The following is a 15,648-nucleotide window of genomic DNA, read 5'->3' on the forward strand; positions in this document are numbered from 1 at the left end:
GTGGGTTATTTCAGATACAGGCCATCGCTGCCAATTTTACCCGGGCCATTTAACACCCAGATCCGCGCTGAATAAGCCGGTACTGAAAATTGCAGGCTGCCATTGCTGGTGGTCAGGCTGGTGCCGCTGACAACGTCGGTATAGGTGCCATTTTGTATTCCTGAGACGGTGATGTTTTGTGGTGATGAAGCCGCCAGGCCCACCACGGCATAACTGCCTTCAGAAGATAAATCGCGGACAAAACTCATACCGGCGCTCCATTCGTTCACCTGACTCATCGGTGCTTTTTGCAGTGCCGGGATCCCTTTGCGGATCTGATTGAGACGCTTGATATGTTGATACAAAGGATGGGACTGCGTGGTGCCGAGATCGTCCAGGTGAGGACCAAAATAGGCCCGGCCGGTTTGGTCTATGGTGTCATTCGCACTGGCGATATCTTGCGGCAGGCCAGCCTGAAACATAATTTCTTCGCCGTAATACAGTGAAGGTATACCGCGAACCGTCCATAGCAGGTTATAAACCAGTGCGGCGTGGGCCTGGTCACCTCCAAAGCGATATTTGAAATCGTTATCCGGGCCAACATCATGGTTTTGGAAAAAGGTTACCAGTTTAGTGGCATCACCATAGATCCAGTCCATGCTGAATATCCCGCCGACGCCGCCAAGATTACCTCGGGTGACATTGTCTCTGAAGGTGGAGAACAGCGAAAAGTCCAGTACGGCTAAACCTGAATCGCCACCTCCATTGGGATTAGCCGGGTCCTGCGTGGTGCGGGTATACCACCAGGGGCGAATGACTGCAGAAGCATTGTCATTAGCAATTTCTGAACCCCATCCGGTGCCTTTTACCAGGTTTTCACCAAATACAAACAAACCGGGTTTATGGCTTTGCCAGTTGTGAATGTAGGTCAGCAGTTCATCGCGCTCAACGTGCTTTACTGTATCCAGACGAATGGCGTCCACGCCCATATCCAGATACATCTGAATCGCCCCATTTATGTAATCTTTGACGTTCTGGTTGCCAGTAGCCAGATCGATTGTGTCGCCAGCCATGTGCTTTTTCTGCAATGCGCTGGGGTTTTCCCAGTCACCGCCGGCCATAAAGCCATCCAGGTGATACCAATTGGGATCCAATCCCTGGGCATCGATACCGAAAAAGCGATTGGCGTCGTAACCCGGACTGGGAACTGTGACACCGGTTTTAGGATCCACCAGAGGCACCAGTCCATCTGGATCCGAATTATGGCGATCCCGGAACCACTGCGGGGCCACCGGGTTGTCGTTATCATCGCGATTCAGGCGGCTATAATCTCCCAGATTGCCCTGATAAGGGCCGTTATCTACATCACCTTGCTCTGCTCCTGCCGGGACATAGTATTTAATGGGTAAGTGATCAATCCACACTTCGCCGCGCAAACCATATTGACCGGAGTGATTTACCACCACGTCCTGTACCACTTTCAGTCCTTTGCTGTGAGCGGCATTGATAAAGTCCTGATAACTGGCATCAGGTGATTCCAGTCGAGGATCTATCTGGTAAAAGTCGTAGGCATGATAGCCGTGGTAATCCAGGCCAGAACGATTCTCAACCGGCGGGGTGATCCAGATGGCAGTAAAACCCAGATCTTTGATGTAATCCAGTTGCTGGATCAGACCTTTAAAATCGCCGCGCCAGTGTGGGTCGCCCGCTTTTATGCGATCCCGGTTGTAGTAGTTGTTGCTACTGTCACCATCGTAAAAGCGTGCAGTCATCACAAAATAGATGGTTTCGCTGCGAAAATCGCCGCTGTCCGGTAAGGCGCCTATCTGATAGCTGAAGGTCTGTACCTGTTGATTACTATCCGCATCAACCGCCAGGGTTTTGATCACCAAATCTGTGCCTGTTCCGACATCCGACGCTGTGATGCTCTGTCCGGAATATAAAGCTGAGCTGCTGGTGGGCGTGCTGCCATCCGTGGTGTAATAAAGTTGTGGTGCGCTGTCCTGGTTATCTGTGATAGCCAGTGTTATTGATTGAGTATCCTGGTAGGAACCCGCTGAAGGAGTGGCTGTGGCTACCGGTGGCTGGGTATCAGCGCCGACAACTTCTGTGGCATCGATGCTGTTGTCACCAGTGTCAAAACAAATGTCATAAGTGCTGTTGGGGTTTACCAGATAATCGCTGCCGGGATAGCTCTCAGTCCAGTCGCCATAATGATCAATTTTAAATCTGGGATTATTGGCGGCAAAGGATTGTTGGGTGCAAAACACCTGGCCATCGGACGTAGTCATGGCCGTGGTTGCCCAGTTGTTAGGCGTACCCCGGAAATACCAGCTGTCGCCGCTCATTTCCGTTACGTTAATAGTTACCGTGTCCGTATCCGAACCGCCCTGATCATCGGTGACTGTCAGTTGTACACTGAAACTACCCGGTGTGGAGGTATCAACACTGATGGACTCAGTCGACTCGCCAGTGCTCCAGCTGTATTGGCTGATAATACCATCCTGATCGGATGAATCTGAACCGCTCAGTACCAGGCTATCATTCACCGCCACTGAGATGCTGCCACCGGGAGAGATTACCGCTACTGGGAGCAGATTAGAGGAAGAGATGGGGACTACCGAGTAGGCCAGAGTGGCATCGTTTACTGTGATGCGGTAAGTGGCAACACCTTGTACATAGATATCGCCACCGGATGATTCCAGGATGTTATCACTATTGCTGTCGCCGTAGTTTTGCGACCAGTCTCCCTGTACATCCAGTTTAAAGCGCTGGTTGGCCTGACCGTCAAAGGCAACATCTAACTGCCAGGTATTATTGTCCACCAGAGCCATGGCATCCGCATTCCAGTTGTTTGCTGTGCCCCTGAAAAACAGCTGAGCAAACTGCTGGCTGAAACCCGGCTGGCTGTTGCAATCTGCTACGGCAGTGGTGCTGATATTTTTGCTGATGGCATCAAAGCTAATCTGATAACTTTGGTTGGTAGTTACCTGCACATCTGCACCAGGATAGCTTTCCTGCCAGTCTCCGAATCGATCGATTTTAAAGCGTGGCCCACCTCCGGCATCACCGGAGCCGAAGCTTTGGCAGGTGGAATATTGGTCATTGCCCTGGGCGATGAGTTGGGTTGCACTCCAGTTGTTGGCTGTGCCACGAAAAAACCAGTCAGCATAGGCGTGACCAGATAACACCAGGCTGCAGCCGACTGAAATAATTTTCCAGTTCATAAGAGATTCCTGTTACTTGTTGTTTCTGATGCGAGAACATCAGTGTGTGATTAATGGTTATTGGTTTTATGCAGGCACAAGTAGGTCGACTCGTATTCAATCGAATACAAGGTTCTTTCTCGTTTAATTCTCTTTTAATTAGTATCTCAGGGGCAGGTTATCCCGAACCGGTACAGTGGCGTTGCACCGCTGTTAAAGCATTTCCAAAATGGAAGGGCCCCTGTTGTGCACATTTAGGTGTATGTTCACCTATTCAGCTGTTAACAATTAGTTAACAAGTATGTAGTTAAGAATAGGTAAATTAAATAATCAAATGAATACGTATGCAGCTAAAAGAAGTGCATTTTATTCTATTTATCTCCTTCGTCTGGCACACATGCTGCAATATCAGTGGCAATTCGACAGAGTGGCTCAACCAGGTAATAAGGAGTTATCACCATGATAGTGTCGCAGGCAGATTATGACCGATGGCAGAATATGTATGGCAATGGCAGGACTACTGGGCAAGATTCAACTACAGCGCAAGCCTCGACAGCGTCTCTGACCGAAACCCCGGCGCAGCCAGAGAACAGGCAAAAAGCTGCCTACGTTGGTGAAAAAAGTGAAACAGACGGGACATCTATTGCCGCTTCTGAGGAGCAAAAGAGTTTTCTGGAAGAGGCACTTGAGCGACTTACGCTTAATCGATTGGGAATCGATCAAGAAAAAATGGACGAGCTGAAAGACGAGATTGAAAAAACTGAATCCGCCATCGATGCCCTGAGTGATCAGAAGCCCCACACTGAAGCACAAAAGAAAGAGCTGAATCACCTTAAAAATAAACTGGAAAAACTGAAGGAAGCACTGGAGGAATTGGTTAAACAAGCTAATGAAAGGGCAAATAAGGAAGACATTGCTGGCCAGAAAAATGCCGAAAATTCAGTAAATCAGTATAAATCCATCGCTTTTATGAGTTGATTCGGGTTATCTGAACGCTTAGTACGTTAAGTGCGTATGGGTGTTGCGCACTATACGCATTTAACGTACCTTATTAGATAATGAAAAACCTATTTCTATGCTAACCATTTATGGCAAAAACGAAATGTCAGACTTAACTGCAGATCAAAAGAAACAGCTAAAAGCTTTTATGGAGGCCTGGCGTCATGAGCAATCGTAATCTATTTGCCGAACTAAGCTCAGCTTTAACAGAAGCTAAAGCGCATTCAGAAGGCAAGTTAACGTTAAAAACTCACAAGGTTGATGAAATTGTCGAGGTGAAAATATCGCCTAATGAAATCGTCAATATCCGAGAACAGTTTAATATGTCTCGTGGGGTGTTTGCTCGACTTCTACACACGTCTTCCCGTACGCTGGAGAATTGGGAGCAGGGTCGAAGCGCGCCAAATAGTCTGGCTGTAACGCTTCTTAAGCTAGTTCAGCGGCACCCTGGAACCCTGGCTCACATAGCTGAGTTATAATAAATACCAAAGACACCAACTGCTATTTTGGCAACAAAGCCTAAAAGTCAGTGACCACTTAGTTTTAAGCTTTTTGAGTTGTTAACTAATCGCAATATGCACTTCTATTTGATTGCCATTTGGATAATATTCAAAGTCGGTTGTAAACAATCTTTGATGCTCACAATTTTCGTTTGTGAAGTATTCCCATACTTGTGTCCACGCATTGATAGCAATTTGTGGCATCTCACCTTTTTGGGTGAAAACCAGATATTTACCCTGAGGAATGATGACTTTTTCAATATCGATATTTGGTGGATATGACTGACCATCAAAGCCTGCGAGAACAGTAAATAACCCGTTGTGGTCTGATTCGTAGTTATAATAAACACCGTAAACACGCTCGCCATTTTTATAGTCAACTGGCACGTTCTTATCAAAAGATTGCCACAAGCCCGGTATTCTTCCATTGGCACTCATTTCTGTTGCATTATCAGTTTTGGTTGATAATCCACTAATCGTTTTTTCTGAAACGAATCTTAATTCCATTACAACTCCCTTTTTATTGTGTAACTGCAAATTCTGAGTTAGTCCAATGGACTGTAAATTCAAAATTCACTAAAAAATTATTATTTTTCCAGAGGATAACAGTTAACAGAATAAATTTTCACAGCGATTTAGCACAAACAGAAAAAACAGGTCTCTATAAGGACTTCGCCTAAAATTCAGTGTCGGCCATTTCGGCATGAGGGAGAGTCTGAGTTCCATTCAAAAATCGTTCATGACCTTGTTCTGGGCTGAAGCACCATGCACAAAGGTGTTGAGTCAGTAACCAATAACATGACCAAAGTGTTTGATAATGTGCTGCTTCCAAGCTGGCCAGTCGTGCATGGATTCGGCTCCCCAGATATCACATACCACATTGAGACCTTTGTGGCGCATAATTTCACTTAACTGCACGGTTTCTTCCAGGCAACCGCCTTCGTAAGCGCCCTGGCCGCATGTTAAGATAAACTCGCACTGCGATTGTACCTGCTGTAACACCTCGCCATGCATGTTGGACAGGTAGGCGATGGGGTTGTTGAAGTAGACATCCTCATTGTTAAAGCCATGAGTAAAACCTGTCATTTCGTAGCGTCCGCTCATGGCAAAACAGGTGTTAAAAATATGAGGATATTTTAAGGTGTGGTTTACTGCGTAATATGCTCCGAGACTCACACCTGTGGTAACCAGAGGGAGTTTATCCATTCTGCAGTCATGGTAAATCCAGGGAACGATTTGGTTGATAATGTAATGCTCATAGGCCTGGTGAGCTTTGATATAATCTGCCGGATGACTGTGTTCGCTGTTCCATGTTTTTGCCACATTACTTTCCGGGCAATAGAGTTTAACTTTACCGTCATTGATCAAGGGCGCTAATAAATTGATTAAACCTGCGTCTTCCCATTCGTGAGCCATGCCTGAGGATGAGGGAAATACCAATACTGGCTGTCCGTAATGGCCGTAGCTCCACAGATAAAAATCTCGCCCCATAAAGTCATTTGGAAACTGGTGAAAACTCTTATGCATGGGGGTTCTCCAATCAGGGTTGCCAAGTGTTAACTAACACTATGAATCACAACTGAGGATTGCGCCAATTTGCGATACACAATATTCTGTCCCCGGAAGTGAAAAAAATTAAACAACCAATAAGGAACCCGTCATGTTACTCGCAATGTTTGCTATGGTGGTTTTAACCCTGGTGGTGGGGCTGATTACTCTGTCCAGCCGCATGAAAAGTGTTAAAGCCGGTGATGTCAAAGTCAGATTCTATAAGTTAATGCAGGGCCAGGAATTGCCTGAATATGTGGCCAAAACCGGACGTAACTTTAACAATCAGTTTGAAGTACCAGTATTGTTCTACGCTGCTGCGATTTTGCATATTGTTATGCAGGCTGAAAGCGGTTTGGGGCTGATTTTAGCCTGGGTTTTTGTGGCTCTGCGTTATGTACACGCCTTTATTCACATAACCTACAACCATATTTTGCACCGTATGCTGGTGTTTTTTACTTCATTTTTTGTGGTGGTTGCAATGTGGGTCAATTTGCTGATGGTGGCAATATAGTCAAGGGCGCGCTCTGCTGTGCTGCAGAGCGCTAAAATAATGAGTTATTGATTCTGTTGTTTGAATACTTCGCCGTCTTTCATCACAAATATCACGTTGCCCATGGTGTTGATGTCTCGCAGAGGGTCGCCAGATACGGCAATGATGTCCGCCAATTTACCGGCTTCGATGGAACCCAGTTGCTCACTAACATTTAACAATGCTGCACCGTGCCAGGTGGCGCTGCGAATGGCATCTAGTGGTGGCATACCAGCTTCTACCATGTAGATAAATTCCTGCCAATTATCACCGTGGGCTGATACGCCAGAATCGGTACCATAAGCGATTTTGACTCCGGTCTGAAACGCCTTGGCAAAGGTATTTTGAATTAATGGGCCAATGGCAGCCGCTTTAGGGCGTACAACATCGGGAAAGAAACCATCTATTTGAGATTTTTCTGCTACCCATTTGCCAGCCAGAACCGTCGGAACATAATAAGTGCCGTATTGCTTCATCAGTTCCATGGTGTTGTCGTCCATATAGGTGCCGTGTTCGATTGAAGATACTCCGGCTCGAATGGCCCGTTCCATACCTTCTTTTCCATGGGCGTGAACCGCGACAGTCATACCATAGTCTTTTGCGGTTGCTACAATGGCCTGTAGTTCATCATCCATAAACTGCGGGTTTTGGCCGTTTTTGGCGAGACTTAACACTCCGCCGGTTGCGGTGATTTTTATCAGATCGGCACCGTCTTTGTAGCGCTGTCTGACGGCCTTCCGGGCGTCAGCAATACCATTAACTACACCTTCTCTGGGACCCGGATCGCCCATAATATCGTGATTACTGCCATTAGTCGGATCGGCGTGTCCACCGGTAGTGGCTATACTTTTGGCGGCGGTGTAAATTCTGGGACCGACAATATCCCTAGCATTAATAGCGCGCTTTAGCGCCACTGTTTCGTTGTATCTGTCGCCCAGGTTGCGCACTGTGGTAAAGCCCGAAAGCAGCGTCATCTCGGCATATTTGACACTTTTAAGCGCATAATCGGCTTCGTTTTTGGTGAACCGCTCTATGTAAGTACCGGGCCCTTGCTGTGAGGATAAGTGAACGTGCATATCCATCAGGCCGGGCATCACTGTGGCGTCTTTCAGGTCAATCAGGGTATCGCCAAAGTCTGGTGTGGAGTAGCCGCTTTCAACCGCAACAATCTTGTTACCATCAACGATAATAGTGGAGCGGAACAGGATCTCATCGGAATTGGCTGGGATTATTTTCCCGGCGTGAATATAGGTCAGGGCGACAGCCTGAGCACTGCAGAGTGTAAAAAGGGTGCATAGTAGTATGCTTAGTATTCGACTTTTCAAAACCCGAGCCTCCAATCTGGTGCAGTTAACGGATGTATATTGTTTTCTTTTTAAGCTTGGCAATTTGCCAAAACAGGAGCAATAAGAATAATACAAAAATGACTAAAAATACCTGATGTAACAAAGGATCTTCCAGGTTTTCTACCATGGGGGCGTCAACCGGCAAGCGCATCAAAATTTCTGTTACCGCTGGGAGCAGATGAAACAATAGGGTACTGCTCATTAAAGTTAGCTGCACATAGGGCGTGACAGTACCAAAGACTTTAAACAGAGAGAGCAAAATTGCGATTAGCAATGCAGCCAAAGTCATAACCGCTAAGGCATGAGCGGGGTTAAATCCACCGTGGTTGAAAATTAAAAATGACGTCGCGGCTGTGATAGCAGTAAATAATGCGTAGAGCTTACCTAGGGGCTGGTTAAGTGGAATGCGTTGATGTTTGGCAATAAGGGTTATTGCCAGAGCCAGTGCCAACAAGCCAAATAAGGTATGAATAACACCTGGTAAAGATAATGACACAAACAGCTCCGGTAGGTGGATAAGGTTGCCTGACCAGCGCTCTGGACAACAGCAGAAATTTGCGCAACGTTAGCAACTCGCTATCAATAAAGCAAATTAGGGCGCTACAGATTGCCAGTGAAACTGTGCAACTGAATCCTCTGGGTTAAGCTCCGTATAGTTTTTCAAAGCATTAATGGTATTGACATCCTGAGCCTGAAAAAAGTTCTGTAAAAGCGTGTCGCAGTGTCTGAATCTGTTTATATCGACCTCGCTAAACGCATCTTTGTAATTGCTCTTGGGCGCTTCTGTTGTTTCGTTTAAGGTGTTTTTCCTTTTACCCCTGTGTTTTTTTCAGCAGAATTGCATTACAGAACTCATCGTCTTCAAGTCGCCTACTAATTGAAATGGAAATAATTTTGGTGCAATTTTCATAGCGGAGTTGTGGTATTAATCCCCGGAAATCCCATGCTAGTGTGTTTTTTCGGCTCTGACAAACTCTCAATCTGAAAGTGCTAAATGTGTATTACAGGTAGCCTAAATGTAGCGAATAATCGCCACTTTTTATCTGTAAGACCTGTTTATTGGTATCAGGGCAAGTGATTTGCTGAGCTTCAGTGTGGTCGGTGAGTTGGTAAAGTACGTTTTGGTGAAGCCTGCCCCATAAGTTTCGTCTGACTAAAACGTAGGGTAGCCAGGTTTCGTGTAGAGGATGGTATCTGAGTTCAACCGGGTTTTGTTGGCTCACCACAATTTCATCGTCTAGTGATGAGGTGAGCACTAAATAACCGTCTTCGTAACGCCACTGAGTAATGATAAATGGCACATCTTCAACTTTGATACCCACTTTTTCTACGGGCGTTACCAGAAAATAATCTTGCTTTTCGCGTTTGAGCACTCCGGAAAACAGTTTTACCAGTGCTTTGCGGCCAATGGGTGTACCCATGTAGTACCATTGGCCATCCTGTTTTATCTGCAGGTCTATATCACCGCAAAAGTCAGGGTTCCACTGCTCCACCGGAGGCAATTTGCCCTTGCCCGAAAGGCTTTTTTGCAGTGCGGCCAGATCCATCGCAGACAGAGCCTACTGATCTAACAGTGCTTTGATTTCCCTAAGCTTGGCTTTGATAACGCGCATGTTTTCCGGGCCTGTGCGCAACAGTTGTTTTTGTGGAGCGGTCAAATCTTCCACCTGATCAATGCGATACTTGTACATAACACTATCCGTGTACACTTCAACCGGTACCGGGATTTCCGGTGTATCCAGCAAGTGATCGATGGCATCCATCAGTCGGTAGTCAAAATCTTCATCAGGATTGCCGATTTCCGCAAAAATTTCAGAAATGGTGGGTTTGTAGACCTGATACAGATCCAGCAAATCTTCTGCTTCTATACTATCCAGCGCATTGACATAGCCGCTGTAACGTTGATAACTGGAGGAGTCTATCCACTCCTTACCGGCCTGACGATAGACTCTGAAACTGTTTTCTGGCGCCCGTAACAGGTGATGTCTGGCGGCCAGTTGTTCATTTGCCAGATTTTCAGTGAACACCACAAAACGGCGCAGCAAATCTTCATCCACCAGAAATCTTGCCAGCGTCGGCATTTCCGCCAGGCTGACGATGGCTGTTTTCACGGCAGCGTCGCTGACATCAATTGGTTCAGGCTCTGGCTCAGGCGTGGGTTCTGGCATAGGAACAGGCTCAGGAGGCAGAACTTCTTCTGGCTCAGGCTCGGGTTCAGGCAGGGTAACTGGCTCTGGATCCGGTTCGGTGACAATTGGTACTTCCACCGGTTGGGGCTTTTCAGCTTGCTCAGCGTCACCAGAAAATAGCAGATAAATAACGACCAGCAGTATTACAACGCCAGCCGCGAGGGCGAAATAAAAGGCCGGAGACTTCGCTGTATTTGGGGTATTTTCGTTATCTGTCATAACTGTACCGGGTTCCTGTGATATTAACTTTAAAAGTAATGCAAGCCTGCTTAATTTGCACGAAAAAACTGATAATTTCTTGTGTTGATCTTTGGTTTCAGCAGGCGTTTTTCAAGCCAAATCATGACATTAGTTCAATTAATTTAAACTGAATTGGCATTTTACCGCCATGAGCTATACAGATATCACTATTTCAGCGATTAGTTGGCAACCCTAAGATTTCCAATTGGGTAGGGTGAGAGCATGAGTGCTTATATTTCGACCACATTGCCCAGAAGCAAAATATTTACATTATAAGATAAAGCCAAACTGACTCGTATATGGATTCAGTTAGGTCAAAGTTTGTTCGAAGCGCTAAAGTATGTTTCCCTTTACGCGCAATAAACTGCGCCATCAGTTAAAACAACGATGAGAGATATCAGGGATGATATCTCAATCAATGCCCAGCACAGGGATGTGCTGTCATTGATGGTCGTCGTTGTTCTGATGGTGAAGTTTATGCTTTTGCGCGTCAGGGGCTGCGGGGGATTCTTAAGGGGGGCGCAGCCCGGTCCCCTTGAGGCGCAGTCGGCGCCCCGACAATGATTTCAATCAAACAACAGTGGTTGAATTAGATTACATCGTCGAAAAAAGTCTACCTACCAGCAAACTCAACTAGGGAGTCTGAAGGGTGGTTGATAGTCTCGCTTCAGTATTACAGGGCAAATTAATTAGCATTTGGCTCCGATTAGAGCTGATTATGTTCGAGTGTTGCTCAAAAAAGGCTCGCGATCTCTCCCTGGCCAACTGGGTTGCTTAGTTGTACTGCTGTGCTATTGCATGCAATTCCTGAGTAGCCAACGCGACATCGGCGTCTTCGGTTTGCCAGTTGCTCAACGCGGCGCGAATAATGGCTTGGCCCTGCCACTGACCAGGACTAAAGAACACCTTTCCGCGACTGTTAATTTGCTGCAATATTTGCTGGCAACTCACTTTGCTGAGTATTTTCGAACCGGGACGAAACAAAACCACATTAAGCTCACAGGGAAAGGCCAACTCCCAATCAGTACTGGCTTCCATGTAGTGAGCCAGGGTTGCAGCCTGGCGACAATTTTTCTCTACCCACGAACGCACTCCCGTTTTGCCATAAGCTTGCAACGTCATCCAGACTGGCAACGCTCTGAACCGCCTGGAGTTTTCAATACCCAATGACATAAAGTCCGGTGTGCTATCCGATTGCACCAGATATGGAGCTGCCACATGGCAACTTTCGTATAAAAAGCGCTGATGCCGGGTTAGAAAGAAACCACAATCGTAGGGCACGTTTAGCCATTTGTGACCGTCGAGGGTGATGGAGTCCGCCAGCTCAAGGCCCTGACTCAGGTGTTTCTTGGTTGGCATTAGCCGGGCGAAAATACCAAATGCGGCATCTACATGTAGCCAGGCTGAATGAGCCTGACAAAGGCGAGATATGCGCTGTAAATCATCAAAACTGGTGCCAGTCACGGTCGCCGCACTACTGATAACGATTTTGCTGGATGCCTGACTTTGCTGTAACTGGGTGGCAAGATCGTCCGGGTCCATACATTCTGAGTTTGGCAGTGTTTTTATCCAGCGAATGGCATCCTGACCAAATCCTGCCAGGCCCAGCGTTTTTATCATACTGGCGTGTGGGCAGGCACTAAAAATCTCTACATTCAGGCTCCCCATACCTTGTTTGGCAATGTCGATATATTGCTGATCGCCGGCGAACTGTCTGGCGGTAACGGCGGCAAGAAAATTGGATGCAGTAGCACCTGTGGTGCATAAGCCGGTAAAACTATCGGGTAAATCAAACAATGCCACCAACCACTTTATGGCCTGCTGTTCTACCAGACTGGCAATGGAGTCGCCACTTTTAGATACGTTTTGGTCCAGTAACGACACCAACCAGTCGGCGTATGTGGCTGCAGGCGTAGCTCCGCCGGTAACGAAGCCCCAATATCTCGGACCACGGCTGGCGGACATTTGCGGGATGAGTTTTGTCGCTAATAAATCGGCGGCTGATTCTGTGCCCAGCCCCTGTTCTGGCAGTGACGCAGGCGGCAATTCCGCACTGAGGTTTGCCACCGGAAAGTCTTCAATATTATCCAGAAACTGCTGTGATTGCTGAGCAAAGCGCCTGATGAGCTCCTGCCACTCGTTATTGTTGGGTGAGGAAAATGGGTTGTTAGTCATGGTTTACTGCCTTCAGGTGATGTGTACAGGCACTTTACTGGATCACAAAAAAGATAACAGATACAAAAAGTGACAAATAAAAGTATACAGATTGCGTTGTAAGCGATAGCTTTTGCTTAGAGTTTAGATTATTAGTCAACGGCAATATGATTCAGTACAAAGCATTGGCATCGCAACTGATGGCAGAAATAGATAATGGCACAGTGACTTCAGGGCAACGTTTGTTATCTGTGAGAGACTTTAGTCGCCAACAACAGGTAAGCATGACAACGGCATTGAATTGCTACAATGTCTTGATTGAGCGCGGCTATGCCAGTACCCGTCCCCGAGCGGGTTACTTTGCACAAAAACCGGTGCTTAATCTCAGGTCGGTGCCGTTACAACAATTCTCCCCAAAACCCCTGGTTCCCTCTGAACAACCTCTAATTTACAGTCGGCATCCTCTGGCAACGGCGCAGATTGCCGAATCTTTGTTGCCTTTGCAGCAACTTGCTAGAACCGCTAAATCCGTATTCAAACGCAGCAATACTCAAGGATTGCACTACGGCGACAGTGCAGGACACCCATTTTTACGCGGTGCACTGGCTGCTCATTATGCCGCCTCCGGATTTAACCCCGATGCCCGGCGTATCGTTATGGGTCATGGTTGCCTGGACAGTGTTCGGCTGGCTTTGGAAATTACCACGCGGCCGGGTGATACTGTGGTGGTGGCTTCCCCCTGCTTTAATGGCTTGCTGGAAATACTGAGCAGATTACAACGACGAGTGTTGGAGATACCCAGTACCCTTCAGGGCATAGATTTAGACCACCTGGAAATTATTATGCGAGAGGGCCGAGCCTCTGCGCTGTTGGTGACCGCTAACTATCAAAATCCATTGGGTCATCAGTTCAGTAATGCCCACAAAGCCGCAATCGCCGAACTGGCAAACCGCTATCAGTTTCCGGTGATTGAGGATGATGTCTATCAGGAGTTAAGTTTTGACGGGGTATTGCCTTTGCCCATTAAGCATTGGGATAGTGACGGCAACGTACTTTGGTGTAGCTCGTTTTCTAAAACCCTGTGCGCCAGTTATCGAATTGGTTGGTGTGAGCCAGGCCGTTTTTATCAGCAGTTTGTAGCCCGAAGACATGCAGAGTCTATGGGGGTGAATATGCCGTTACAGGCCATTTTGGCGGATTTTATTGCCAGTGGAAATTATCGTAAACACCTTAAAAAACTGCTACCTCAACTCAGCCAGCAGGTGCGGGATTATCGACAATATTTGCTTAGCAATACTCAGGTTGATCTGGCGGTATCTCAGCCGCAGGGGGGCATGGTGCTGTGGTGCCAGGTGCCTCAATTGAACAGTGAGCAACTGGCCGCAGATTTAGATACTGAGCAAATTGCCATCAGGCCAGGTAAGCTGTTTTCTTCTCGTAATTGTTATCAGGATTATTTTCGCATTAATTGCGGTTGGCCACTGGATGATGAGCGAAAGCGCGAGCTGGATATTTTGCTGCAAAAGATTGAGCAAAATACAGCTTATTAACTGGCAGTGTACAGTTTTAGGAATGGCTTCAAATCAGAGGTTTTTCTTCCGATAGAAAATTTCAATGTTTTGGCTGACTCCTTCCCCTTCGAGGTGGCTCAGCTCTGCAAGCTCCATTGACCAGCTCTTTTCAGTGCTAAGTTCATTCATTTTTGATTCGAACTCTGTAAAAAATGAAGACCATTCCCTACCTAAAAAGTCAGCGTTATAAATCTCCAACTTACACAGTGAAGTTTTACAGTTAAAACTGCCAAACTCTAAGTCACCTGATTGCATATGTTTAGTGGACAATTCCAAGTAATTTAACTCCAGCATATTCGCCCATTCGGTATCGATGCTTTCGTCATAATATTGCTCGTTTAAATGCTGTAAACGATTCGCAATTTTCTTTGTTGCTTCAATTTGCGTCTCGGGGGAGTGAGACACTTTTCCTGCTTCGCTAGCCAGCTCATGCTCAGGTGGAGTTGATGTGCGGTACTCAGCATTCGGAGACTCAGTCATATTGATTTTATCGCTTTCCTGCAATAAGACATCAAGCATTTGCTCAACTTTCCTGATTTGGTTTGCCAGTGCTTCCAGTTCATGTTTCTGGGCGTAACCGGCCTGGCTTATTGGTTCTGCATGGCTGTTGTTAGTGGTGAAAGTTTGCGTTTCTTTTTCTTGAAAGTACTGATGATAAACAAATAGTGAAACAAAAATAAGCAAAGTATTTGCTGCTAAAGAGCGCATAATATGACCTTTCCAGGGACAGTGTTATTCCAAAAAGATACTACAACTATATCATCTATGCCCAAAAGGTGTGGCGGAAAGATTGTGTTGATGTTTTTGACAGGCAGTGGGCTTATTTACTGCCTGTCATGAAATGTGAATTGTCTGGCTGTCAAAGAAGGCCGTAGTTATTTAAGGAAACTCTACTTCCAGCAGTTTACCAGAATCCCTAAAGGTCAGGGTTTTCAGGCTTTTATTACCGTTGATGTTGCCTTCGATGTTAACCGTATTGATTTGTTCAGACCAGATATCCTGCAGGGCACTGTGTTTGACGGAGATCTTATTTACTGAATCCGGTAACGGGTAATCCTGGTATATCCACAGAAACTTACCGTCAACCTCGTGGCCAACCTGGTTCAGAGTAACGGTTTTTTCATCCAGCACCAGTTGAAAGCGCGCTACCACATAGTCGGCAAAGGTTTGTTGGGTTTTGGGGTTGCTCAGAATATCTGCGCTACCGTCACCCATAACACTGACGGCGTGTTCAGCATCGTGTAAGTAAAAACGATGCATCACTTCCAGATTGTTACTGTTTTCGTTAAACAGCACGGTAGTGATTGCCGATTTTATTTGATGCGCAAAAGATGGCGCCGTATAGGCGCCTAGCAATAATAAGACGATAAGAATTCGCATTGCT

14 protein-coding genes and 1 pseudogene are annotated in these 15,648 nt (G+C 46.5%); 5 read left to right on the forward strand and 10 right to left on the reverse strand.

Features of this window, described 5'->3' with window-relative positions; translation table 11 throughout:
• Window positions 1-5: 5 nt before the first annotated feature.
• The gene (locus ACXAD8_RS18505) at window positions 6-3,206 is read right to left on the reverse strand and encodes an alpha-amylase family glycosyl hydrolase (RefSeq protein ID WP_475231454.1); all 3,201 of its coding nucleotides are present in this window, start codon (window positions 3,204-3,206) and stop codon (window positions 6-8) included.
• Window positions 3,207-3,644: 438 nt separating this feature from the next.
• Here ACXAD8_RS18505 and ACXAD8_RS18510 point away from each other — a divergent pair, with 438 nt between their 5' ends.
• The 3 genes and pseudogenes from ACXAD8_RS18510 to ACXAD8_RS18520 all read left to right on the forward strand — a co-directional run bounded on the left by ACXAD8_RS18510 (window position 3,645) and on the right by ACXAD8_RS18520 (window position 4,663).
• The gene (locus ACXAD8_RS18510; RefSeq protein ID WP_475231455.1) at window positions 3,645-4,163 is read left to right on the forward strand and encodes a hypothetical protein; all 519 of its coding nucleotides are present in this window, start codon (window positions 3,645-3,647) and stop codon (window positions 4,161-4,163) included.
• 97 nt (window positions 4,164-4,260) lie between these two features.
• Window positions 4,261-4,362: pseudogene (locus ACXAD8_RS18515) on the forward strand (type II toxin-antitoxin system RelE/ParE family toxin); the annotation flags it as partial.
• Window positions 4,349-4,663, forward strand: coding sequence for a helix-turn-helix domain-containing protein (locus ACXAD8_RS18520; protein WP_475231456.1), 315 nt, complete (start codon window positions 4,349-4,351; stop codon window positions 4,661-4,663). The pseudogene ACXAD8_RS18515 and the gene ACXAD8_RS18520, both read left to right, overlap by 14 nt.
• Window positions 4,664-4,744: 81 nt before the next feature.
• Here ACXAD8_RS18520 and ACXAD8_RS18525 read toward each other — a convergent pair whose 3' ends face one another.
• Together ACXAD8_RS18525 and ACXAD8_RS18530 are read right to left on the reverse strand one after the other, a co-directional pair.
• Entirely contained in the window at window positions 4,745-5,191 is a 447-nt protein-coding gene (locus tag ACXAD8_RS18525; RefSeq protein ID WP_475231457.1) for a GyrI-like domain-containing protein, read from the reverse strand.
• Between the two features lie 276 nt (window positions 5,192-5,467).
• On the reverse strand, window positions 5,468-6,211 hold the full coding sequence (locus ACXAD8_RS18530; RefSeq protein ID WP_475231458.1) for an alpha/beta hydrolase-fold protein: 744 nt from the start codon (window positions 6,209-6,211) through the stop codon (window positions 5,468-5,470).
• Between the two features lie 133 nt (window positions 6,212-6,344).
• On the opposite strand from ACXAD8_RS18530, the gene ACXAD8_RS18535 reads away from it, so the two are divergent.
• Entirely contained in the window at window positions 6,345-6,746 is a 402-nt protein-coding gene (locus ACXAD8_RS18535) for an MAPEG family protein (RefSeq protein WP_475231459.1), read from the forward strand.
• A gap of 44 nt (window positions 6,747-6,790) precedes the next feature.
• Here ACXAD8_RS18535 and ACXAD8_RS18540 read toward each other — a convergent pair whose 3' ends face one another.
• The 5 genes from ACXAD8_RS18540 to ACXAD8_RS18560 form a co-directional block, all read right to left on the reverse strand.
• Window positions 6,791-8,089: a metal-dependent hydrolase family protein gene (locus tag ACXAD8_RS18540; protein WP_475231460.1), complete on the reverse strand. Its 1,299-nt coding sequence runs from the start codon at window positions 8,087-8,089 to the stop codon at window positions 6,791-6,793.
• A gap of 25 nt (window positions 8,090-8,114) precedes the next feature.
• A complete protein-coding gene (locus tag ACXAD8_RS18545) occupies window positions 8,115-8,606 on the reverse strand; it encodes a hypothetical protein (protein ID WP_475231461.1) in 492 nt (163 codons plus the stop codon).
• A gap of 505 nt (window positions 8,607-9,111) precedes the next feature.
• Complete coding sequence (locus ACXAD8_RS18550) at window positions 9,112-9,657, reverse strand: DUF1285 domain-containing protein (protein ID WP_475231462.1); 546 nt, start codon at window positions 9,655-9,657, stop codon at window positions 9,112-9,114.
• Between the two features lie 12 nt (window positions 9,658-9,669).
• Window positions 9,670-10,518 (reverse strand): DUF3014 domain-containing protein, encoded by an 849-nt coding sequence (locus ACXAD8_RS18555; RefSeq protein ID WP_475231463.1) that lies wholly within the window; start codon window positions 10,516-10,518, stop codon window positions 9,670-9,672.
• A gap of 795 nt (window positions 10,519-11,313) precedes the next feature.
• The gene (locus ACXAD8_RS18560; protein ID WP_475231464.1) at window positions 11,314-12,714 is read right to left on the reverse strand and encodes a pyridoxal phosphate-dependent decarboxylase family protein; all 1,401 of its coding nucleotides are present in this window, start codon (window positions 12,712-12,714) and stop codon (window positions 11,314-11,316) included.
• A gap of 146 nt (window positions 12,715-12,860) precedes the next feature.
• Here ACXAD8_RS18560 and ACXAD8_RS18565 point away from each other — a divergent pair, with 146 nt between their 5' ends.
• Window positions 12,861-14,243 (forward strand): aminotransferase-like domain-containing protein, encoded by a 1,383-nt coding sequence (locus ACXAD8_RS18565; protein ID WP_475231465.1) that lies wholly within the window; start codon window positions 12,861-12,863, stop codon window positions 14,241-14,243.
• 33 nt (window positions 14,244-14,276) lie between these two features.
• Here ACXAD8_RS18565 and ACXAD8_RS18570 read toward each other — a convergent pair whose 3' ends face one another.
• Entirely contained in the window at window positions 14,277-14,972 is a 696-nt protein-coding gene (locus ACXAD8_RS18570) for a hypothetical protein (RefSeq protein WP_475231466.1), read from the reverse strand.
• 171 nt (window positions 14,973-15,143) lie between these two features.
• Complete coding sequence (locus ACXAD8_RS18575; RefSeq protein ID WP_475231467.1) at window positions 15,144-15,644, reverse strand: DUF6702 family protein; 501 nt, start codon at window positions 15,642-15,644, stop codon at window positions 15,144-15,146.
• Between the last annotated feature and the right edge of the window lie 4 nt (window positions 15,645-15,648).

This window comes from Planctobacterium sp. AWH2_060, assembly GCF_056158425.1.

What these genes read in the sequence shown, in the direction of transcription:
- ACXAD8_RS18525 (WP_475231457.1), bottom strand. Translation starts at nt 5,191, where the DNA reads ATGGAATTAAGATTCGTTTCAGAAAAAACGATTAGTGGATTATCAACC.
- ACXAD8_RS18575 (WP_475231467.1), bottom strand. Translation starts at nt 15,644, where the DNA reads ATGCGAATTCTTATCGTCTTATTATTGCTAGGCGCCTATACGGCGCCA.
- ACXAD8_RS18530 (WP_475231458.1), bottom strand. Translation starts at nt 6,211, where the DNA reads ATGCATAAGAGTTTTCACCAGTTTCCAAATGACTTTATGGGGCGAGAT.
- ACXAD8_RS18555 (WP_475231463.1), bottom strand. Translation starts at nt 10,518, where the DNA reads ATGACAGATAACGAAAATACCCCAAATACAGCGAAGTCTCCGGCCTTT.
- ACXAD8_RS18510 (WP_475231455.1), top strand. Translation starts at nt 3,645, where the DNA reads ATGATAGTGTCGCAGGCAGATTATGACCGATGGCAGAATATGTATGGC.
- ACXAD8_RS18535 (WP_475231459.1), top strand. Translation starts at nt 6,345, where the DNA reads ATGTTACTCGCAATGTTTGCTATGGTGGTTTTAACCCTGGTGGTGGGG.
- ACXAD8_RS18505 (WP_475231454.1), bottom strand. Translation starts at nt 3,206, where the DNA reads ATGAACTGGAAAATTATTTCAGTCGGCTGCAGCCTGGTGTTATCTGGT.
- ACXAD8_RS18560 (WP_475231464.1), bottom strand. Translation starts at nt 12,714, where the DNA reads ATGACTAACAACCCATTTTCCTCACCCAACAATAACGAGTGGCAGGAG.
- ACXAD8_RS18550 (WP_475231462.1), bottom strand. Translation starts at nt 9,657, where the DNA reads ATGGATCTGGCCGCACTGCAAAAAAGCCTTTCGGGCAAGGGCAAATTG.
- ACXAD8_RS18565 (WP_475231465.1), top strand. Translation starts at nt 12,861, where the DNA reads ATGATTCAGTACAAAGCATTGGCATCGCAACTGATGGCAGAAATAGAT.
- ACXAD8_RS18520 (WP_475231456.1), top strand. Translation starts at nt 4,349, where the DNA reads ATGAGCAATCGTAATCTATTTGCCGAACTAAGCTCAGCTTTAACAGAA.
- ACXAD8_RS18570 (WP_475231466.1), bottom strand. Translation starts at nt 14,972, where the DNA reads ATGCGCTCTTTAGCAGCAAATACTTTGCTTATTTTTGTTTCACTATTT.